Annotated in this window: 15 protein-coding genes and 1 pseudogene; 5 read left to right on the forward strand and 11 right to left on the reverse strand. The window is 71.4% G+C overall.

Going from position 1 to position 21,534, the window contains the following annotated elements; all coding sequences use genetic code 11:
* Positions 1-3 precede the first annotated feature (3 nt).
* Positions 4-987, reverse strand: coding sequence for a DNA polymerase Y family protein (locus HNR57_RS22410; protein WP_184562091.1), 984 nt, complete (start codon positions 985-987; stop codon positions 4-6).
* The gene (locus HNR57_RS22415; protein WP_184562093.1) at positions 984-4,484 is read right to left on the reverse strand and encodes a DNA polymerase III subunit alpha; all 3,501 of its coding nucleotides are present in this window, start codon (positions 4,482-4,484) and stop codon (positions 984-986) included. Before HNR57_RS22415 ends, HNR57_RS22410 begins: the two co-directional genes overlap by 4 nt.
* Before the next feature lie 154 nt (positions 4,485-4,638).
* Between HNR57_RS22415 and HNR57_RS22420 the strand changes: the two genes are divergently transcribed.
* Positions 4,639-5,655: a DUF3533 domain-containing protein gene (locus HNR57_RS22420; protein ID WP_184562095.1), complete on the forward strand. Its 1,017-nt coding sequence runs from the start codon at positions 4,639-4,641 to the stop codon at positions 5,653-5,655.
* 283 nt (positions 5,656-5,938) lie between these two features.
* On the opposite strand, the gene HNR57_RS22425 is transcribed toward HNR57_RS22420, so the two are convergent.
* The 3 genes from HNR57_RS22425 to HNR57_RS22435 form a co-directional block, all read right to left on the reverse strand.
* On the reverse strand, positions 5,939-7,021 hold the full coding sequence (locus HNR57_RS22425; protein ID WP_184562097.1) for a S1 family peptidase: 1,083 nt from the start codon (positions 7,019-7,021) through the stop codon (positions 5,939-5,941).
* Between the two features lie 368 nt (positions 7,022-7,389).
* Positions 7,390-8,295 (reverse strand): S1 family peptidase, encoded by a 906-nt coding sequence (locus tag HNR57_RS22430; protein WP_184562099.1) that lies wholly within the window; start codon positions 8,293-8,295, stop codon positions 7,390-7,392.
* 262 nt (positions 8,296-8,557) lie between these two features.
* The gene (locus tag HNR57_RS22435) at positions 8,558-9,772 is read right to left on the reverse strand and encodes a DUF5685 family protein (RefSeq protein ID WP_184562101.1); all 1,215 of its coding nucleotides are present in this window, start codon (positions 9,770-9,772) and stop codon (positions 8,558-8,560) included.
* A gap of 288 nt (positions 9,773-10,060) precedes the next feature.
* Here HNR57_RS22435 and HNR57_RS22440 point away from each other — a divergent pair, with 288 nt between their 5' ends.
* Positions 10,061-10,501 carry a cell division protein SepF gene (locus HNR57_RS22440; protein WP_030850887.1) on the forward strand — a complete coding sequence of 147 codons (441 nt, stop codon included), beginning with the start codon at positions 10,061-10,063 and terminating at the stop codon, positions 10,499-10,501.
* Positions 10,502-10,548: 47 nt separating this feature from the next.
* On the opposite strand, the gene HNR57_RS22445 is transcribed toward HNR57_RS22440, so the two are convergent.
* Both HNR57_RS22445 and HNR57_RS22450 read right to left on the reverse strand, forming a co-directional pair.
* Positions 10,549-11,739 carry an acyl-CoA dehydrogenase family protein gene (locus tag HNR57_RS22445; protein WP_184562103.1) on the reverse strand — a complete coding sequence of 397 codons (1,191 nt, stop codon included), beginning with the start codon at positions 11,737-11,739 and terminating at the stop codon, positions 10,549-10,551.
* 315 nt (positions 11,740-12,054) lie between these two features.
* Entirely contained in the window at positions 12,055-13,656 is a 1,602-nt protein-coding gene (locus HNR57_RS22450; protein WP_184562105.1) for an MFS transporter, read from the reverse strand.
* Positions 13,657-13,919: 263 nt separating this feature from the next.
* Between HNR57_RS22450 and HNR57_RS22455 the strand changes: the two genes are divergently transcribed.
* Positions 13,920-15,107, forward strand: a complete 1,188-nt coding sequence (locus HNR57_RS22455; RefSeq protein ID WP_184562107.1) for a mannosyltransferase family protein — start codon at positions 13,920-13,922, stop codon at positions 15,105-15,107.
* Positions 15,108-15,334: 227 nt separating this feature from the next.
* Entirely contained in the window at positions 15,335-16,318 is a 984-nt protein-coding gene (locus HNR57_RS22460; RefSeq protein WP_184562109.1) for a phosphatase PAP2 family protein, read from the forward strand.
* 72 nt (positions 16,319-16,390) lie between these two features.
* Here HNR57_RS22460 and HNR57_RS22465 read toward each other — a convergent pair whose 3' ends face one another.
* On the reverse strand, positions 16,391-16,606 hold the full coding sequence (locus tag HNR57_RS22465; RefSeq protein WP_184562111.1) for an I78 family peptidase inhibitor: 216 nt from the start codon (positions 16,604-16,606) through the stop codon (positions 16,391-16,393).
* Between the two features lie 430 nt (positions 16,607-17,036).
* Between HNR57_RS22465 and ctaD the strand changes: the two are divergent.
* Positions 17,037-18,608: pseudogene (ctaD, locus tag HNR57_RS22470) on the forward strand (aa3-type cytochrome oxidase subunit I); the annotation flags it as partial.
* Here ctaD and HNR57_RS22475 read toward each other — a convergent pair.
* Genes HNR57_RS22475 through HNR57_RS22485 form a run of 3 tightly spaced genes read right to left on the reverse strand, consistent with a single transcriptional unit; the run spans position 18,607 to position 21,510 of the window.
* Positions 18,607-19,647, reverse strand: coding sequence for a helix-turn-helix transcriptional regulator (locus HNR57_RS22475; RefSeq protein WP_246554821.1), 1,041 nt, complete (start codon positions 19,645-19,647; stop codon positions 18,607-18,609). The pseudogene ctaD and the gene HNR57_RS22475 sit on opposite strands and share 2 nt — an antisense overlap.
* A gap of 38 nt (positions 19,648-19,685) precedes the next feature.
* Positions 19,686-20,972 (reverse strand): ABC transporter substrate-binding protein, encoded by a 1,287-nt coding sequence (locus tag HNR57_RS22480; RefSeq protein ID WP_184562115.1) that lies wholly within the window; start codon positions 20,970-20,972, stop codon positions 19,686-19,688.
* Positions 20,947-21,510 (reverse strand): MTB12 C-terminal domain-containing protein, encoded by a 564-nt coding sequence (locus HNR57_RS22485; protein WP_184562117.1) that lies wholly within the window; start codon positions 21,508-21,510, stop codon positions 20,947-20,949. The genes HNR57_RS22480 and HNR57_RS22485 overlap by 26 nt, the downstream gene beginning before the upstream one ends.
* Positions 21,511-21,534: the final 24 nt, after the last annotated feature.

Consider the following 21,534-nt stretch of genomic DNA (forward strand, 5'->3'; position numbering starts at 1 on the left):
GCTCTACGCCGCCGCCCCGCCCAACCCCCCGGGCATCACCGCCCGCGGCCCGAACCTCGCTCGCGCGCGGTCCGCGACCTCCTCGATGCGGCGGACCTTCTCGTCCACCGGGTCGAAGGTCAGCTGGTGGGAGGCCTGGTCGGCGGGGTCGAGCCCCTCGGCGCGCAGGGCGATCGCGCGGACCCGGGCGCGTTGCAGGCCGAGCCCCTCGTACATGCCGTACGCGGTCCGGGTCAGCGCCGGGGAGTGTGCGGTCGGCTCGGTCAGGGTGCGGCTGCGGGTGGTGGCGGACCGGTCGGCGTAGCGCACGGTCAGGGTGAGTGTGCGGCAGACCTTCTCCAGAGCGCGCAGCCGGGCACCGAGCTCCTCGGCGGCCGACAGCAGCGCCCGGCGGTGCCGGTCCGGGTCCAGCTCGTCGCGCCCGAAGGGGCGTTCCGCCGCGAGGGACCGGGAGACGGCGTTCGGTACGACCCGGCCGCGGTCGATGCCGTTCGCCTTCTCGCGCAGCTCGCGGCCGGTCTTCGCGCCGATCAGCCGCTGGAGCGTGGACAGCGGTGCGGCGGCGACCCGGCCGAGGGTGTCGAGGCCGTAGTCGCCCAGCGTGCGGGCGGTCGCGGTGCCCACACCGGGCAGCGCGGCGACGGGCTTGTCCGCGAGGAATTCCGCGATGGCGTCCGGTTCGCCGGGCACCGCACGCGTCACCCCGGGCGCCGCGTCGTCCAGCGCCATCCGGGCCAGCATCGGCCCGGGCCCGGCCCCGATCACACAGTCGACGCCGTGGAGCGCGAGCGAGCGCACCCGGATCACCGAGGCCAGTTCGACGGCGTCCCGCCCGAAGTACCGCTCGGCGCCGCGCAGGTCGGCCAGTGCCCCGTCCGGTGGCAGGGCCTGCACGACAGGGGTGAACTCCTCCAGCATCCCGAGCAGCTGGGGCAGATCCGCCTCGCTCGTCGTAGGCAGCTGGAAACGTACGCAGAGGATGGTCATCCCGCACTCCCCGGACTCTGGTGCCACAACTTTCTTCCGACCGCCGCGGGCCCTTCCCCCGCGGGACGCAGATCGGCCCAGGGGTGCATCTCGTACCCCGTGGCCATGCGGATCTTCCGCTGTTCCATCGGGTCCTGGGCCGCGGAACCCGTCGGTGCGGGCGCCCCTTCCGAGCCGGCGAGCCGCCGGCGCGCGGCCCCGTCACCGTCGTCGCCGGAATCACCGGGATCACCGCCACCGGCCAGCCGGGCCGCGACTCCCTCCAGCCCCTCCTCCCGGCGCACGTCCAGCAGGTCCGCGAGGTTCCAGGCGACGGCGCCCACCACGCTGAGGCTGCGCGGGCCGCGGCGCTGCACCACCCCGCGCACCAGCAGCAGCCAGGAGTGGAAGACGGTGTGGGCGCAGGCGTCGTGGGAGTCGTCGAAGAAGGCGAGGTCGACCAGGCCCGTGCCGTCGTCCAGGGTGGAGAAGATGACGCGCTTGCCGGACCGGATCGGCGGTGTCTGGGTGGCCGCCTTGGCGCCCGCGACCAGCACCGTCTCCCCGTGCCGGGCCTCGCGCAGCCGCCGCGCCGACACCACGCCGAGCTCGTCGAGGAACGCCCGGTGATCGTCCATCAGGTTCCGCGAGGCGTCCATGGACAGCACGCCCAGCTCGGCACTGAGCCGCTCCGAGGAGGTGAGGTCGGGCAGTCCGGCCGGTGCGGTCTCGCGTCCCCCGGCCAGGGGGAGCTGGCCGCCGCCCCCGCCCCGGGCGCCCCGGTGCAGCTCGGTCAGATGCAGTTGCAGATCGCGGCGGTTGGCGCCGAACGCGTCCAGTGCCCCCACCTGCGCGAGCCGCTGGGCCAGCGGACGGCTGGGCCGGCCCCGCTCCCAGAAGTCGACCAGCGAGGCGTACGGCTGCCCCTCGGCGATCCGCGCCGCCTCGGCCTCGCTGATGCCGTGCACATCGGAGAGGGCCAACCGCAGACCCCACTTACCGGACACCAGTTCGATACGGTGTGCGACCCCCGACGCGTTCACGTCCAGCGGCAGCACGGGCACTCCGCGCCGCCGCGCGTCCGCCAGCAGCAGCCGCTTCGGGTACATGCCGGGGTCGTGCGTGAGCAACCCGGCGTAGAAGGCGGCCGGGTGATGCGTTTTCAGCCACGCCGACTGGTACGTCGGCACCGCGAAGGCGACCGCGTGCGCCTTGCAGAAGCCGTACGACCCGAAGGCCTCGACGATCTCCCAGGTCCGCTGAATCGTTTCCGCGTCGTAGCCGTTCACCGCCGCGTGCTGCGCGAACCACACCTTGATCCGCTGCTGCGACTCCGGATCCGACAGCCCGCGCCGCACCCGGTCGGCCTCGCCGCGCCCGCAGCCGGTCATGATGTCGACGATGTCGATGATCTGCTCGTGGAAGACGACCACCCCGTAGGTCTCCTTCAGCGGCCCCTCCAGGTCGGGGTGCGGATACCGGATCGGCGCCCGCCCGTGCCGTGCCTCGATGAACGGCCGCACCATGTCGGCGGCGACCGGACCGGGCCGGAACAGCGAGATGTCGACCACGAGGTCGTGGAACGTGGCCGGCTGGAGCCGCCCGACCAGATCCCGCTGCCCGGGCGACTCGATCTGGAAGCACCCGAGCGTCTCGGTGGACTGGATCAACCGGTACGTCTCCGGATCCCCCGGCGCCAGCCCGTCCAGATCCACCCGGACACCCGACACCCGCCGTACTTCCTCCACCGCGTGCGCCATGGCCGACTGCATCCGCACGCCCAGCACGTCGAGCTTCAGCAGCCCGAGGTCCTCGACGTCGTCCTTGTCGAACTGCGACATCGGAAAGCCCTCGCCGCTGGTCGGCATGACCGGCGTACGCGCCAGCAGGGAGGCGTCGGACAGCAGCACCCCGCACGGGTGCATGGCCACGCCGCGCGGCAGGGCGTCCAGCCCCTCGACCAGCTCCCACAGCTTCCCGTACTTCTCCTTCTCCCCCGCCAGCGCGCGCAGCTCGGGCAGCTCCTCCAGCGCCGCGCGGGCGTCCCGCGCCCGGATGTGGGGAAAGGACTTGGCGACCCGGTCGATCTCGGCCGGATCCATGGACAGGGCGGCCCCCACGTCACGGATGGCGTGCCGTACGCGGTACGTCTCCGGCATCGCGACCGTCGCGACCCGCTCGGTGCCGAACCGGTCGATGATCGCGCGGTAGACCTCCAGCCGCCGCGCGGACTCCACGTCGATGTCGATGTCGGGCAGCACGACCCGCTCCTTCGACAGGAACCGCTCCATCAGCAGCCGGTGCTCGATCGGATCGGCATGCGCGATACCGAGCAGATGGTTGACGAGCGACCCGGCCCCGGACCCCCGGGCGGCGACCCGGACGCCCATCTTCCGTACGTCCTCCACCACCTGGGAGACGGTCAGGAAGTAGGAGGCGAAGCCGTGGTGGGCGATGATGTCCAGCTCGTGGTGCATCCGCTCCCAGTACTCCCGCCGCCGGTCGTATCCGCGCAGCACCATGCCGGCCGCCGCCCGCGAGGCCAGCGTCCGCTGGGCGGTCCGGCGCCCGGCGCCGACCAGATGCGGCTCGGGGAAGTGGACGGTGCCGATCCCGAGATCGTCCTCGGGATCGACCAGGCACGCGGCGGCCGTGGCCTGCGTCTGCTCCACCAGCCGGTGAGCGGTCTCCCGCCGGAACCCCGCGGCCTCCACGATCCGCTCCGCCACAGCGACCATGTCGCCGGTTCCCTTGAGCCAGGCCTCACCGGAGTCCAGCCCCTTGGCCGGGTCGATGGGCACCAGCCGCCGGGCGGCGTCCAGAACGTCGGCGACCGGCCCGAGCCCCGGGTCGGCGTACCGCACCGCGTTGCTGAGCACGGGCCGGATCCGCTGCTCGGCGGCGAAGCCGACGGTCCGGGCGGCCAGCCGCAGCGACCCGGGCCCCGTCCCTTTCCGGCCGTGCCAGACGGCTTCCAGCCGCAAGGCGTCGCCGTAGACGTCACGCCAGGGCGCGAGCAGTCGCGCCGCACGGTCGGGCCGCCCCGCGGCCAGGGCGCGCCCGACGTCCGATCCGGGACCGAGCAGCACGGTCAGCCCCTCGGCGTGATTGCGCTCCCAGGGCAGCAGGGGTGTCCCCTCCCCCTCATGGGCAGCGGAGACGAGCCGGCACAGCTCTCCCCATCCCCGGGCGCCGTCCCGGGCGAGAAAGGTCACCCGGGGAGCCGACTCGTCGACAAAGGCACCACCCCGCACCGGGGTCCGGCGCCGCCCCCGCCGCTCGGCTCCGTCCCCGGGCTCCGCACCCGCCACCGCCAGATCGGCACCGAACAGCGGCCGGACCCCCGCCTTCCCGCAGGCCTTCGCGAACCGGACGGCGCCGGCGAGCGTGTCGCGATCGGTCAGCGCCAAGGCGTCCATGCCCCGCTCGGAGGCACGCTCGGCCAGCCGCTCCGGGTGCGAGGCTCCATAGCGCAACGAGAATCCGGAGACGGTGTGCAGATGCGTGAACCCCGGCACACGCACCTCCCGCACTCGTGAGCCACACCAGCTCTCGAACATCTGTTCCCAGCTACCTCACCCCCACCATACCCTCATTCCCGAACGTATGTGCGACAGCCGTTCGGCCCCGCCCCACCTGCGGAAACGCCCCGCTGCCCCCGACCGTGGAGGCATGCCGCACCGCTCGTTCCGCGCCGAGGTGAGAGACGCCGTCACCCCGCGGGCCACCCTGCTCATCGTCGGCGTGGTCGCGCTCCAGCTGCTGTTCATCGCCTCGTACGTGGGAGCCCTGCACGACCCGAAACCCAAGGACGTGCCCTTCGGCGTGGTCGCCCCGCAGGCCGCGGCCGGCCAGGCGCTCACCCGGCTGGAACGGCTGCCCGGCTCCCCCCTGGACCCCCGTGCCCTGCCCGACGAGGCCACGGCACGGGCCCAGCTCACGCACCGGGACATCGACGCGGCCCTGATCATCGACCCCAGGGGCAGCACCGACACCCTCCTGGTCGCCTCCGGGGGCGGCAGGGTCCTCTCCACCACGCTGACCACCCTGGTCACCGCCCTGGAGAAGTCCGAGCGGCGCACCATCCGGACGGTCGACGTGATCCCGTCCGCGCCCCACGACCCCAACGGGCTCTCGTCCTTCTACCTGGTGATCGGCTGGTGCGTGGGCGGCTACCTGGGCGCCGCGGCCCTGGCCATCAGCGCCGGGGCGAAACCCTCCAACCCCTCCCGCGCCGCGATCCGGCTGGCGGTCATGGCCCTGGTCGCCCTCACCGGCGGTCTCGGCGGAGCCCTCATCGCCGGCCCGGCCCTGGACGCCCTGCCGGGCAGCACCGCAGCCCTGTGGGGCCTGGGCACCCTGATCATCTTCGCCGTGGGCGCGGCCACCCTGGCGCTGCAGGGCCTCTTCGGCACGATCGGCATCGGCCTGGTCATCCTGCTGGTGGTCATCCTCGGCAACCCCAGCGCGGGCGGCGCCCTGCCCCCACCCCTCCTCCCGCCCTTCTGGAAGGCGATCGGCCCGGCCCTGCCCCCGGGCGCCGGCACCTGGTCGACCCGCTCCATCGCCTACTTCGACAACAACGCGATGACGACGTCACTCCTGGTCCTGGCGGCGTGGGCGGTGGCGGGAGCCGCGATCACCATGGCGGCAGCCGCAGCACGAAAGCGCGCGAACGCGACACCGTGACCACAGCCGGCCCGCACGCGCGTACGGCGAGAAGGGGCCGTGTCGGGGGGTGTCCGCTCGCAGCGGTTGGCGCGTCAACGGACAGTCAGTCGGTACGCAACCCCATCGCACCGTTCCGAGGACGGACACCCCCCGGCGCGGCCCCGACCCACACCCCACGCCAAGGCGCAGGCGCGCACCCCCACCCGGCGCCACCCGAAGCGCACGCGCACCCCCACAGCCCGCCCCACACAGCGGAAAGCCCCACCCCTCACAAGGGGCGGGGCTCCACAAACTCCGAGCGTCAGCCGATCTCGGTCCCGGTCGCCGACAGCGCCTCGGTCACCGGCTGGAAGAACGTCTCCCCGCCCGAGGTGCAGTCACCGCTGCCGCCGGACGTGAGCCCGACCGCCTTGTCGCCCGAGAACAGCGACCCGCCGCTGTCACCCGGCTCCGCGCACACGTCGGTCTGGATCAGCCCGTTCACGATGTCGCCGTTGCCGTAGTTCACCGTGGCGTCCAGCCCGGTGACCTTGCCCTCGTGCACCTGCGTGGTCGACCCGCTCCGGGTGACCGCCATGCCGACGGTCGCGTCCGCGGCGCCCGAGATCTTCTGGGTGGAGCCGTTGTAGAGGTTCACCTCACTCGGGTGGGCCACCTCCGCGGTGTACTTGACCAGCCCGTAGTCGTTGTCCGGGAAGCTGGAGTCCGCGTTGGTGCCGAGCTCCTTGCCGCTGGAGTCGGACCACGTGGAGATGCCCTCGGTGCAGTGACCGGCGGTCAGGAAGAACGGCTCGCCGCCCTTGACCACGTTGAAGCCCAGCGAGCAGCGCCCGCTGCCGCCGGTGATCGCGTCACCACCGGCGATGAAGGGCTTGTACTCCCCCTTCGACCGCTTGAGTTCGACCTTCGCGCCGAGCCCGTCCACGACCTTCGTCAGGGTCGCCCACTCGGCCTTGGAGACCGTGCGGTCGGCGGTCACGACGACCTTGTTCGTCGTCGGGTCGGTCACCCAGGCGGTACCCGGGATCGTCGCGTCCTTCTTCAGCGTGCTGCGGGCGCTCTTGAGTTCGGCGAGGGAGTTCGCCACGACTCTCGCCTTGGCTCCGGCCTTCTCGACGGCCTGCGCGGCGGCCTCGTCGAGCACGTTCACCACGAGGCTCTTGCTCTTGGTGTCGTAGTACGTCCCGGCCGCGTCGCCGCCCAGGTCCTCGGCCAGCGTCGAGGCGAGCTTTCCGGCCGCGGTGACCGACAGGGTCCGGGGTGCGGACGCCTCAGGGGTCTCACTGGCGTTCGCGGTCTGGAACGTCACTCCCGCGGCCACGAGCGCGGCGATGCCCGCGCCTGCCACGGCTGCACGCCGCTTGGGTATGCGTCGGTGCTTCAACTGCTGTCCTCCTGTGGGGGGTCGGCACGAGAGGTTGTGGGGACCTCACGAGCCGGAAGGCCTCGTTGACGAGCGCCCACTATTCCGAGGACAACGGGGGGCACACAAGGGTGAGTTCGAGACGCGCGTAGACAGCGCTTCGCACGCCCCCTCATTTTGACCGTCCACGATCAAATCGGACCCAACTCCCGTGCGTTCACACTGCAAACATTACGCGTGAGTAATGTGTGCCCACTCTGTGAGGTCTACCCATGGCTGAATTTCGCCCCTCCGATGCCTGGTTCAGGATGGCGGGCCGCACAGAGCGCGAAGCCCCCGCACGCGGTGCGTGCGGGGGCCGTGAAGTGCCGCGAACTGCCGCCGGGGGCCTAGTAGACGCTGACGCCGTAGGCGCTCAGGGCCTCCGTGACGGGCTGGAAGAACGTCGTGCCGCCGGAGGAGCAGTTGCCGCTGCCGCCGGAGGTGAGACCGTAGGCGACACCGTTGCTGCCGTAGAGCGAACCGCCGGAGTCACCGGGCTCGGCGCAGACGGTGGTCTGGATCAGGCCGGAGACGATGTCGCCGCCGCCGTAGTTGACGGTGGCGTTGAGGGCGGTGACACGGCCGCTGTGCGTACCGGTCGTGGAGCCGTCGCGGATGACGGTGGTGCCCACGCTCGGGGTGGCCGCACGCGTGATGTCCACGCCGTTGGCGGTGCCGGGGCGGCTGACGGACCCGCTGTAGCGCACGAGACCGTAGTCGTTGCCCGGGAAACTGGAGCCGGCGGTCGAGCCGATGACCGTGGTGCGGCCGGAGTTGGAGTACCAGGTGCCCGCGCCGTCGGTGCAGTGACCGGCGGTCAGGAAGTATTCGGTGCCGTTGCTGGCACGGACGTTGAAGCCGAGGGAGCAGCGCCAGCTACTCGCATAGATGGCGTCGCCGCCCTGGATGAGCTTGTTGAACTTGCCCGGGGTGCGTTTGATCGTGAGCGCGTCGGCGTTGCCGCCGGCCTGCTGCTTGATCTTCGCCAGCTCGGCCTGGGTGACCGTGCTGTCCACGGTCAGGAGCACGCGGTTGGTCTTGCTGTCGACGGCCCAGGCCGTGCCCGGGATGTCGGCCTTCAGCAGCGAGCCGCTGGCGCTCTTGAGCTCGGCGGCGCTGAAGGTGGTGGGGGCGTCGGATGCGTTCGCGCTGGGGATCGCGATCGCTGCGGCGGCAACGAGGCCGGTGGAAACGGCGATCAGCCGGGTCCGTCTCGAAATGCCACTGCGGGGGGTGGTGCGCTTGATCCTCACTTTTCGTTCCTCCACAAAGGAAGTAGGGGGCCCTCGTGGGGTTTCGGGCCCGTGAGGCGCAGTCCGGGACCGGGCGTTCGGATTCCGAACACGCCGTGCCCCTGACAAGCGCTGGGGGGAGTATTCGGCCGAACGGCCGGTCGGCGCAAGAGTGCCTTTCGGACTTCAGCCTTTGAGGGATCTTTACGCAGCCGCCCCGCGGCGGGATTTCCGGGCTCTGACCAGCGCCTGGAGCGTCGTCCGGGTCGTACGGCGTGGTTGGTCAGCCGTCGCAGGGGCAGCAGCAGTCGCACCCGTCGCAGTCGCAGTCCCGGCAGACACCCTCGCGCTTCTTACGGGACCACGGCCCCTCGTACTCCTTGGCGCAGCACAGCTTGCAGGTGCAGCACAGGAGCCAGAACATCCCGCAGCCGGCCCAGAACCCCCGCCGACGGGGCGGCTGGGGCACCGGCGCGCCACCGCCGAACCCGCCACCGCCGAACCCGCCTCCCCCACCGGCGTACGGATGCCCGCCACCACCCGCGTACGGGTGGTGCGGGGAGCCGTAGGGCCCCTGCGGCGGCTGCCCGTGGGGTCCCTGCTGCCCGTAGGGCCCGGCGCCCTGGTGGGAGGCGCACACCGGCACCGTGCCGAACGCCCGGTCCACCGAGCGCCGCAGTTCGTGCACGAGCAGCAGATGGACGAGCCGGGCGTCGGCGAACTCGGCGTCGCGCAGCGCCAGCCGCACCCCGTGCACGGCGTCGTCGGCGAGCCGCCGGACCTCCATCAGGGAGGTGCCGGTCGCCGCGATCGGGTTCCAGGCGCCTGACGCGGCGTCAGCGTGCAGGTCCTCCACGGCGTCCAGCAGGTGCGCGAGGCGCCCGAAGAGCCGTCCGGCCTCGGCGAGGGGCACGGTGTTGTGCGGCCGGCCGGCGAGGACCGCCGTGTGCGCGAAGGCCGCGGCGGTCGCGGTCTCGGTCGGTTCGGTGACCGCCAGGAGCGGCGTCCCGGGCCCGGCCAGCGCCTCGATGCCGGCCTGCCGGTCCACGGCGTCGACCAGGAGCGCGGTGTCGAATCCCACAGCGGTGCCGGTCCGGGCGCCCGCCGTGTCCCAGCTCGCGGCGACCCGGCGCGCCGCCCGCGCCACCGGCTTGCGGGCCAGCAGCCCGTCACCGTCCGTGACGTGGTCGCGGACCTTGGCCGAGGCCAGCACCAGGGAGACGGCCGCCGCGAGCCGGGCCCCCTCGCCGTGCGCGACGGAGGCGGTGCGCATGCCGCGCAGCGGGCACGGACCGGCCGTACGCCGGCCGGACCCCTCGCTCTGCGACTGAGCCTCCGTCAAGACCGATACCAGTAGCCCGTCATAATTGGTGACTATCCGGGCGAACTGCCCGTGGTCACCCCGTAGGGCGAGGCAGAGCCCGCACAAATGCGCCATCCACTGGCTTGCGAGCTTCTCCCCGAGCCGGTGCCTACAGGGCCTGACGATTCCGAACACAACGCTCCCCCGAGCTCCGTGACGACTTGAGCTGCGGCATCGTATCGGTCCCGGCATTCACCCGTACGCTCCGACGTCACCCGTACGCCGAGAAGAATCATATTTCACTCACAGTCAGCAGCCGTTTGGGAAACGGCCCTTGGGACACACGGACTCTCGACGGATTCGCTGTGCACCAGTACCGTCACAAACCCCCCGTGCGGCGTCTATCCACTTGGCGCGCCATCCGCATCATGGACGACCATAGGGATGCGGAAAGCAGAAAGACCGCTGTGAGAGGAGGCGTCCATGGGATCGGTACGCAAGGCAAGTGCCTGGCTTGGCCTCGTCGACGACAACGAAGACGAGCGTTACTACGACGACGACGACTACTCCGACGGGAACGAGCCCGGGGAGGCCTGGGTCACCGATCCGCGCGTCAAGGTGGCCTCGGACGTCGCCGAGGAGAAGGGCCGCCGCATCGGCACGGTGACCCCGGACAGCTTCCGGGACGCGCGCGCCATCGGCGAGCTGTTCCGCGAGGGCGTGCCGGTCATCATGAACCTCACGGCCATGGAGGCGTCCGACGCCAAGCGCGTCGTCGACTTCGCGGCCGGGCTGATCTTCGGCCTGCGCGGTTCGATCGAGAGAGTGTCGACCCGCGTGTTCCTGCTGACCCCGGCCAACACGGAGATCGTCAACGGCGACCCGGCCGGGCACCGCACGGACGGGTTCTTCAACCAGAGCTGAGGCAGGGCCGCTCACCGGCCCTGCCCCGCGCAGGGTTACCGGACCGGCTACCGGAAGGCATCGAGTCCGGTGAGCGCCTTGCCCAGCACGAGCTGGTGCATCTCGACGGTGCCCTCGTAGGTGAGCACCGACTCGAGGTTGGTCGCGTGCCGCATCACGGGGTATTCGAGCGAGATGCCGTTGGCGCCGAGAATGGTCCGGGCCGTGCGGCAGATCTCGATCGCCTCCCGGACGTTGTTGAGCTTGCCGAAGCTGACCTGCTCGGGGCGCAGACGGCCGGCGTCCATACGCCGCCCCAGGTGATGGGCGAGCAGAATTCCCTTGTGCAGTTCGACCGCCATGTCGGCGAGTTTGGCCTGGGTGAGCTGGAAGCCGCCGATGGGCCGACCGAACTGCTCCCGTGACTTCGCGTAGTCGACCGCGGCCTCGAAACTGGCGCGGGCCGCGCCCATGGCGCCCCAGACGATTCCGTACCGGGCGTGGGACAGGCAGCTGAGGGGCCCGCGCAGGCCGGTGACCTCCGGGAGGACGGCGTCGGCGGGCAGCCGTACGTCGTCGAGGACGAGCTCGCTGGTGACCGAGGCCCTGAGGGACCACTTGTGCTTGATCTCGGGAGCGGAGAACCCGCGGCTTTCGGTGGGCACCGCGAACCCGCGGATCCCGTCCTCGGTCTGCGCCCACACGACGGCGACGCCGGCGACCGAGCCGTTGGTGATCCACATCTTGCGGCCGTTGAGGATCCAGTCGGAACCGTCGCGTCGGGCGTGCGTCCGCATGGCGGCGGGGTCGGAGCCGTGGTCGGGTTCGGTGAGCCCGAAGCAGCCGATGACCTCGCCGGCGGCCATCCGCGGCAGCCACCGCTGCTTCTGCTCCTCGCTGCCGAAGCGGTGGATGGCGTACATGGCGAGGGAGCCCTGCACGGAGACGAGGGAACGGATGCCGGAGTCGGCGGCCTCCAGCTCCAGACAGGCCAGCCCGTACTGCACGGCGGACGCACCGGCACACCCGTACCCGTCGAGCGACATGCCGAGGGCGCCGATGGCGCCGAGCTCCTTGGCCAGCTCCCGGATCCCCGGCAGCTCCCCCTTCTCGTACCACTCCGCGACGTGGGGCAGCACCCGGTCCGCGGCCCAGGCCCGCACGGTGTCCCTGATCCCGAGGTCCTCCGGCTCCAGCAGGTCGTCCAGCCCGAGGGGATCGACGGGATCGAAGGGAGGCAGCTTGGATGAACCGGACATGATCGACACCCTCCGAAGCTCTTTAACTAGCAGCGCTAGTCAGACGCTACGGCTTCGACCCACCCACGCACCACCCGTACCTGCCAACCGAGAGCCCCGAGGCCGCCGCGGGCCCGCCCCCGGACGACCATCGCCCACCCGCGCACCGCCCGTAGCTGTGGGGCGAGAGGTGGGAGTCATCAGCCGGACGCTACAGGCGGCGCGCGGGTGGGCCAAGGCCGTCCACCGCAAGCCGCCAACGGCGAACCACCCCCACCGGCGACCCCGGCATCTCAACCCGCCGTAACGGGCGGCGCGTGGGTGGGCGAAGGGGCGTCACACCGAGACGCGTGAGTCCGCCGCGTCCCTGGGGGCAGGAAGCTCCACCGGCTCCGACTCACACTGCATGACCCGCGGCAACCGCAGCGCCATCACCGCCCCCAGCAGCAACAACCCCGCACTCACCAGCAACGTCACATGCAGCCCGTGCACGAACGCATCCCGGGCGGCATGCCGCAGAGCGGCACCGGCAGACCCGCCCAGCTGCGCAGCAACCTCGTACGCCTCCCCCAGCGAATGCCCCGCCGCCGCCGACGCCGACTGCGGAACGCCCGGCACACCCGACAACCCCGGCGCGTACGCCGCGTTCATCACCGTGCCCAGCAGGGCGATCCCGATCCCCGCCCCCAGCTGGTACGACGTCTCCCCGATCGCCGCCGCCCCACCGGCCTGCTCCTGCGGCGCCTCGCTCAGCATCGACTCGTACGCCCCGAACAGCGTCGTCTCCAGCCCGAAGCCGAGCAGCACGAACCCGCTCAGCATCAGCGCGCAGTCGTCCGTCCGGCCCAGCGCCGTCAGCAGCACCACCGCGAACGCCGTGAGGCAGAACCCGGCGCACACCATCCGCCGCGGCCCGAACCGCCGCAGCATCCGCGCCCCGGCCAGTCCGGCCGCCATGGCCGCGAACGTCAGCGGCAGCAGCCGCAGCCCCGTCTCCAGCGGCGACAGCCCGAGCACCAGCTGCAGGTACTGCGCCGCGATGAGTTCCAGTCCCACCAGCGCGAGCATCGCCAGCACGATGCACCCGACGGACGTACTGAACGCCGGCCGCGCGAACATCTTGAGGTCGACCAGCGGATACGTCCGCCGCCGCTGCCGCCGTACGAAGCCGAACAGCAGCGCCGCGCCCACCACCAGCGGCAGCACCGTGAGCAGGCTGCCCACCGACTCCCCGCTGCCGAGCCGCTTCACGCCCAGCACGACACCGAACAGCCCGGCCGCCGCCATCAGCGCACCGACCACGTCCCAGGGGCCCGTGCCGTCCCCCTTCGACTCGGGCAGCAGCAGCCGTCCCACCGGGAGGCTGACCAGCATCAACGGAATGTTGACGAGGAACACCGAGCCCCACCAGAAGTGCTCCAGCAGGAAGCCGCCGAGCAGCGGACCGACCGCCGCGCCCACCGCGGCCACGGCACTCCAGATGCCGATCGCGAGCGCCCGCTCACGCCGGTCCGGGAAGACCTGCCGCAGGATCGACAGGGTGGCAGGCATGATCATCGCGCCGCCCACGCCGAGCAGCGCCCGCGCCACGATCAGCACCTGGGCGCTGTCGGCCAGGGCCGCGAGGCCGGAGGCGACGCCGAACAGCGCGTATCCGAGGAGCAGCACTCTTCGGCGGCCGATGCGGTCGCCCAGTGTGCCGAACAGGATCAGCAGCGAGGCGCAGACCAGTGGGTAGACGTCGACGATCCAGAGCAGCTCGATCCCGCCGGGCTTCAGGTCCTCGGTGACGGCGGGGACCGCCACGTGCAGCACGGTGGCGTCGACGGCGACCAGCAGCAGGCTGACGCAGAGGACGACGAGAACCACCCAGCGGTTGGCACCGGCCCCGGCCGCCCGACGGCGCAGCGCAGCGGCGGCCGTGGTCGTCCCGGACATGTACGTACCTCCCAGAAGCTTCCTCGCGATCGGCGGGCTCACGGGGTGGGGGACGCCCCCGCGACTCGGCCGGAGAGGAGCGGTGGTCCCCGGCCCGCGCAAACGAAAAGCGAGTGACACGTCAGAGTACGCGAGTCCTCGACGGAGACCAGTGGCGGACCTCTCACACCTCCGGCGGAAGGATGTGGCGTACGCCACTTCCTCCCACCTCGTCCACGCCCCGGCCGGCCGGGTGGTTCCGGCCCGGGTCGATAATCGGGCGCGTGACCGATCTTGAGACGCGCGCGGCTCCGACCCGCGCCGGGGCGCTGCGCCGGGCGGCTCCGGCGCTCGCCGGGTACGCGGCCGTCCGTGCCCTGGGCCTGCTCGCCCTGTTCCTGTGGAGCGCGGCGCGGGACAAGAGCGCGTACACGCTGCTGACCGCCCGCTGGGACGCGCTCTGGTACGTCAGGGTCGCCGAGCTCGGCTACGGCTACGAGGTGCGGCTGGCGAACGGGGACGTGCACTCGAATCTGGCGTTCTTCCCGCTGCTGCCCTGGCTGGAGCGGCTGGTGGCGGCGGTGTCGCCGCTGTCGTACGCGGACGGGGGGTTCCTCGTCAGCCTGGTCGCCTCGCTCGCCGCGGCCTGGGGGATCTTCGCGGTGGCGGACCACGTGTACGGCCGCCGCGCGGGGGTGTGCGCGGTGCTGCTGTGGGCCGTTCTGCCGGTCGGGATCGTGCAGTCGATGGCGTACAGCGAGTCCCTGTTCACGGCGCTCGCGGCCTGGGCGCTGTACGCGGTGCTGACCGGCCGCTGGGTGACGGCCGGCGCCCTGGCCCTGTTCGCCGGGCTGACCCGCCCGGTGGGGCTGGCCGTGGTGGCGGCGCTGTGGGTGGCGGCGGTGGCCTCCTTCGCACGGGAGCGTCGTGCGGCCGGGCAGGACGGTCCGCCCGTCCCCGCCGAGCCCGGGGCCCGGACCCGGCGCGTCCTCGGCATGGTCCTGGCCCCCCTCGGCACCGCCAGCTACGTGCTCTGGGTCGGCCACCACACCGGCAAGGGCCCGCTGGGCTATCTGGACGTCCAGGCGGGATGGCGCAACGGCTTCGACGGCGGCTACGCCTTCGCCCGGTTCGTCGCCGACAAGTTCACGACGTTCCCGTCGGCTCTGGCCGGAGCAGGGCTCATCGTCGGGGTCGCGTCAGTCGTCTGGCTGTACGTGACCGGAGTACGTCAGCGCCAGCCGCTGCCGCTGCTGGTCTACAGCGGGTTCGTGACCGCGCTCGCCCTGTGCGCGTCGAGCTACTTCGGCTCGAAACCGCGTCTGCTGCTGCCCGCCTTCCCCCTCTTGCTGCCTCTCGCGCTGGCCCTGGCCAGGGCGCGTACGCGCAGGTCAGCGACTGTTCTGGGGTCTGTGGCGGTGGTCTCCGCGGTGTACGGGGCGTTCTGGCTGAACGGCTCCGGTCCGCCCTGACCCGCTGTGAGCGCGAGGGGAATTGCGCACCATGCCCCGGTGAACGAATTCAAAAGGGCAATAAAACCCGCATCCGGAATGATCAAAGGAATTGAAGGCCGCAGCGGCCGACGATTGCAGATTCGCTGGAAATAAACCCCCTCCTGAGAGGAATCCCACATCACATCGTCATCACAAAGCCGTTGATTCGCCCGGGATCTGAGCTCACTCGCTGTAACGTCGATTGGGTGCGTACCGAACCGAAGCTCACCCGTCTGGACCGGGTGTTCGCCCGGCTGGACCGTGAGCCGGAACGACCGGCCCACATCGATGTGCCGAAGATGAGCAGGCACCGCATCGTGCTCTTCGCGGGAACCCTGGCCTTCTACGGCGCGATCGTGTGGGCCGTGGTGATCACGTCCTGGCTGGTCCGGCTCGACTGGCAGGTCATGTTCTTCCGCCCGTACCAGCAGTGGTCGGAGATCCACTGGTTCGTCGACTACTACGTGGTCCTCGGCCAGCGCGGCCCGACCGCCGTGATGGTCGCGGCGTGGCTGGGCTGGCGCTCCTGGCGGCAGCACACCCTGCGGCCGCTGCTCGCGCTCGGCGTTTCGCTGCTGCTGCTGAACATCACGGTCGGCGCCGCCAAGTACGGCATGGGCCGTCTGGGCCCGCACTACGCGACCGTGATCGGCTCGAACGAGATGTGGCGCGGCGGCGATATATTTCCGAGCGGTCACACCGCCAACGCCGTGGTGACCTGGGGAATCCTGGCCTACCTGGCGTCCTCCGCGAGAGCGCAGCGCTGGCTTTCCGCCGTGTCCGCGGTGACCTCGCTCGGCGTGGGGATGGCCACGGTCTACCTCGGTACGCACTGGCTGAGTGATGTGCTCCTCGGCTGGACCGCGGGTCTGCTGATCATGCTCGGCCTGCCGTGGTTCGAGCCGCTGATCGCCCGTGCGGAGGCCGCGATCTTCGATCTGCGCGACCGTCTGCGGGCCCGTTGGCGCCGCACCCCGGCCGGTGCTCCCGTCGTGATCACACCACTGCCCGCCGACCGGGAGGACGTGGCGGCCCGCACGTCCCGGCCCCCGGTCTACCTGGCGCCGGGCCCGCACACGGCCCGCTCGGAGCGCACGCCGATCACCCCGGCAGGCAGCCGCCGCCCACCGCATCCGGAGCGCCACCCGCGCGGTTCGGCCTCGTCGGCCCGCCCCGTGGCGGGCGGCTGACCACGGCCGGTGTGCACCCCGGCATAGCGAAGGCCCCGGTTCCGTTCCCGGAACCGGGGCCTTCGCCGGGTCTCAGCCCTTCCAGGCCCGCGCCACCCGGCCGCCCTTGACCTCGAAGTTCAGCCGGCCCACGCGGTACTCCATCGTGATGATCGCCCCCGGCGGCAGCGAGCGCACCGTCGGCCAGCCGCGCTCCCGCGCGAGGCGTTCGGCCCGGCCGGCCTCCAGGCCGACATAGGCGTCCGGGCTGTCGTCGGGTTCCGCGGAAGGTGTCGGAGTCGGTGCCATGCCGCCACGCTATGTGCTGCCCGCCGACCATGGAAGTCCGGGCCCGCGGCTTCGGTCACTGTCCGCCCCCCGTCACGCTTCTGTCACAAGATCACGACAGGCGTTTCGGAAGCTGTCCGTCACACGGACGAGCGGTTCCGTACGCCTTCCGCAGGCATTCCATCGGAATTCCCGCGTGTCACATGAGCTCATGGAAAAGCCCGGCGGAAAGTGCCGGGTGAAGTGCCTCCAGGGCTCCATTGCTTTCCTGTGCCGCACCGGCCCGACGGGATCGGCGCGGCACAGGAAATACATGGCTTCGGCACACAGAGGCCGATACGCCCCCTGTCGGAGCGCGCTGTGACGCGAGCATCATGGCGTGAGCTCGCGGGTACGTGAGGCGCGGGCTGCGGCGGGCCCGGTGCGCGATCAGCGAAGGGGCGAGCGAGCGATGGGGACGCAGACCGTACAGGCGCCGGTGCCGCCCGAGCAGCGGACGCGGCACGGCCGGGTGCTGGTCGACTGGCTCACGACCACGGACCACAAGAAGATCGGCCACCTCTACCTGATCACGTCGTTCATGTTCTTCCTGGTCGCCGGTGCGATGGCGCTGCTGATGCGCGCCGAACTGGCCCGCCCGGGCCTGCAGATCGTCGACAACACACAGTTCAACCAGGCGTTCACCCTGCACGGCACGATCATGCTGCTGCTGTTCGCCACCCCGACCTTCGCGGGGTTCGCGAACGAGTTGATGCCGTTGCAGATCGGCGCGCCCGACGTGGCCTTCCCGCGGCTGAACATGCTCTCGTACTGGCTGTTCCTGTTCGGCGGGCTGATCGTGCTCGGCTCGCTGCTGGTGCCCTCGGGCCCGGCCGACTTCGGCTGGACCGCCTACGCCCCGCTCAACAGCGCAGAGCGCTCGCCGGGGATCGGAGCCGACCTGTGGATCATGGGGCTCGCGCTGTCGGGCTTCGGCACGATCCTCGGCGCGGTCAACTTCGTCACCACCATCATCGGGATGCGCGCCCCCGGCATGACGATGTTCCGGATGCCGATCTTCGTCTGGAACACGCTGTTCACGTCGATCATGATCCTGATGGCCTTCCCGGTGCTGGCGGCGGCGCTGCTGGTGCTGGAGGCGGACCGGCGGTTCGGCTCGCAGGTGTTCGAGGCGGCCAACGGCGGGGCGATCCTGTGGCAGCACCTGTTCTGGTTCTTCGGCCACCCCGAGGTGTACATCATCGCGCTGCCGTTCTTCGGCATCATCACGGAGATCATCCCGGTGTTCAGCCGCAAGCCGCTGTTCGGCTATCTGACGCTGGTCGGGGCGACGATGGCGATCACCGGCCTGTCGATGATCGTGTGGGCGCACCACATGTTCGCCACGGGTGCGGTGCTGCTGCCGTTCTTCTCCTTCATGAGCTTCCTGATCGCGGTGCCGACGGGTGTGAAGTTCTTCAACTGGGCCGGCACCATGCTGAAGGGCTCGCTCTCCTTCGAGACGCCGATGCTGTGGGCGACCGGCTTCCTGGTGACGTTCCTGTTCGGCGGCCTGACCGGGGTGATCCTGGCGTCGCCGCCGATGGACTTCCACGTGACGGACACGTACTTCGTGGTCGCGCACTTCCACTACGTCGTCTTCGGCACCGTCGTCTTCGCGATCTTCGCCGGGTTCTTCTTCTGGTGGCCCAAGTTCACCGGGAAGATGCTCGACGAGCGGCTCGGCAAGATCCAGTTCTGGGTGCTCTTCGTCGGCTTCCACACCACGTTCCTGGTGCAGCACTGGCTGGGCGCCGAGGGCATGCCCCGCCGGTACGCGGACTACCTCGCGGCGGACGGCTTCACCGCGCTCAACACCGTGTCGACGATCGGCGCGTTCCTGCTCGGCATGTCGACACTGCCGTTCCTCTACAACGTGTGGAAGACCGCCAAGTACGGCGTGAAGGTCGAGGTCGACGACCCCTGGGGCTTCGGCCGTTCCCTGGAGTGGGCGACGTCGTGCCCGCCGCCGCGGCACAACTTCACGACGCTGCCCCGGGTCCGCTCCGAGTCGCCGGCGTTCGACCTGCACCACCCGGAGTACGCGGCGGTGACTGCGCAGCCCGAGCCAGAGCGCCATCAAGCCGGTCCCGAGTCGTCCTGATCGCCTCGATCAGTCCGTCCGGCTCCAGCACCTCGAACTCGAAGCCCAGCATCATCACGTGGATGACCATCACGTCGAGGCCGGCGGCGCCGCAGCGCAGCAGACAGGTGTCCTCGCCCTCCGCCTCCAGCACCCCGGCGGAGGGCGAGATGCGTTCGGCGGCTTCCGCCAGGGGCACCAGGAGCCGCACGACGGCGTGGGTGGCGTAAGCGCGCGTGGAGACGCCCTGGGAGACGTAGGCGGCGAGGTCCTCGGCGGGTGGCTCGCGCGGGGTGAAACGCGGGCCGTGCGGCGGTCTGGGCGTGACGCGGTCCACGCGGAACGTGCGCCAGTCGTCCCGGTCGAGGTCCCAGGCGACGAGGTACCAGCGGCGCTCGGTGCACACCAGGCGGTGCGGCTCGACCGTGCGGCGGGTGGGGGTGCCGTCGTGGCCGCGGTACTCGAAGCGCAGCCGTTCGGCGTCCCGGCACAGGTGGGCGAGTTCGGTGAGCACGGCCGGGTCGACCGAGGAGGGCAGCGTGCTGCGCAGCATCGGCACGGTGAAGGCGTTCAGGGCGCCCACGCGGCGGCGCAGCCGGTTCGGCAGCACCTGCTCCAGCTTGGCCAGGGCCCGTACGGAGGTCTCGCCGATGCCGTCGATGCCCTGCCCGGCGGCGGTGCGCAGGCCGACCGCCACGGCGACGGCCTCGTCGTCGTCCAGGAGCAGCGGTGGGAGTTCGGCACCCGCGCCCAGCTGGTAGCCGCCGCCGGTGCCGGGGCTGGCGTTGACCGGGTAGCCCAGTTCGCGCAGCCGGTCGACGTCCCGCCGCAGGGTGCGGGCGCTGACGCCGAGCCGGCCGGCCAGGTCGGCGCCGGACCACTCGCGGTGGGCCTGGAGCAGGGACAGCAGACGCAGCAGACGGGCCGAGGTCTCCAACATGGGGCGAGTCTGCCAGGCCTTGCGGACAACTGCTGTCCTCAAGGCTCGTAGGCCAGCTGCGGGACGGTGAAGCAGGTGCGGTTCATGTCCGCCTGGCCCACCCAGCCCTTCCCGTCCTGCCAGCGGGCCACCGACAGGCAGGTCCTGCTGCTCTCGGGCGGCTCGGGCAGGCGCTCGAATCGGACGGGGAGCAGCAGCCCGCCGGCGGTGTAGCCCTGGCTGCGGTCCATGTACGCGTCGACGCACGCGCGCGTGATGCCCGTCTTCGTGCAGGACTTCGCCGCGTCCGTGAACCACCGCGCGGCCGCCCACCCCTCCAGCTGCCACTGGGAGTGCGTCTTCAGGTCCTTCGTCGCCTCGCGGAACTCCCGTACGGCCGGGTGGCCGGTGTCCTGGAAGTTGCGGCTGGCGCCGGTCGCCCACAGGGCGTTGCGGCAGCGGGGGGCGTCCTCGTAGTCGTCGGCGACGGTGGACGTCCAGTTCTGGACGTTGGTCACCTTGGCGGTGACGTCGGCGCCGGATTCGTCCATGGCCTGGCAGAGCCGGGCGTTGCCGTGCCCGTCGATCGCGTCGAACACCAGGTCGGCGCCCTGCTCCTTCAGATCGGCCGCGACGGCGCGGAAGTTGGGCAGCGCGAAGTCGACCTGTTCGGTGACGACCTTGTAGCCCTCGGCGCGCAGCCCCCGCTCGACGAGCCGGGCGTAGGCGGCCGAGGCGGACTGGTTGTAGGAGACGACGGCCGCGGTGCGGGCGCCGTGCTCGCGTTTGAAGTAGCGGTAGACCTCGGTGCCGCCGTACAGCTTCCCGTCCCAGCCGGGGGTGCCGGCGCGGGGCGCGAGACTGCCGTAGATGCCGTAGAGGTGCGGGAAGGTGTCGTAGGCGGTGCCGATGGGCTGGCCGCCGATGTCGGGTACGCCCGCGCGTGCGACACGGGAGGCGCCCGCGTAGTCCAGGGCGGTGGTGGCCACCAGGGCGACGACCTCGTCCTCCTCGACCAGCTTGTGCACGCACTCGTTGTTGCCGACGCCGCTGCCGCCGTCGTCACAGGCGCGCACCTCGACCCGGCGCCCGTCGACGCCCCCGCGCGCGTTGAGCCGGTCGAAGAAGGCGCGGGCCCCGTCGCGCGGGCCGGTGAAGGCGCTGCCGCCGACCGGGCTGGTGGCGCTGGTGATGATGCCGACCCGCAGGGGCGCGGCGTCGCGGGGTGCGGGGGTTCGGTCGTCGTGTTCGAAGTCGCTCTCCGGGAGCCGGCTGCCGCAGGCCGCACTCAGGGCGAGCAGCAGCACCGCGGCTACGGCCTCAGCAGCCCGGGATCGGTGACGCATTGCCGCTCATCTGCACCAGCGCGCACAGCGTCTTGGCGGACAGCTTCCAGGTGCCGTTCTGCTCGACGGCGCTCCCGGAGGCGTCGGGCAGGACCGTGGCGCCCTTCAGTGTGAGCGTGTACGTCACGTTCGCCCCGGTCGCCGAGGTGAACTCGATCTTGGTGACCTGCGCCTGGACCTGCCCGCCGCGCTCGTCACCGCTGAAGGCCTGCAGGACCGGGCCCATCCGGTCGCCGTTCTCCAGGACGGCCTGCTTCTCCTCGGTCGAGGTCTTCGGGTCGAAGAACTTCTGCCAGTTCTGTTTGATCTCCGCCTCCGCGGCGGCCCGGTCCGCCGGCGCGGTGGCCGGCGCGCTCGTGGTCCGCTCCGCGGTCGGTGTGGGAGGCGTGGACTCGCTGCCGCCGCCGTTGTCGTCGCTGCACGCCGCCAGGGCCGGGGCGAGAGCCAGGACCAGGGCGGCCGCGATCGCCGTACCCCGTCCCGCCGTACGTGGACCCCCCGTCGCGTTCCCCCGCTTGAGGTCGCTGCCGAGAACCATCTGGCTCACCACCGGGTGTCGGTC

The sequence above is a fragment of the Streptomyces paradoxus genome, from assembly GCF_014202475.1.
In the GTDB taxonomy this organism is placed as follows: domain Bacteria; phylum Actinomycetota; class Actinomycetes; order Streptomycetales; family Streptomycetaceae; genus Streptomyces; species Streptomyces paradoxus.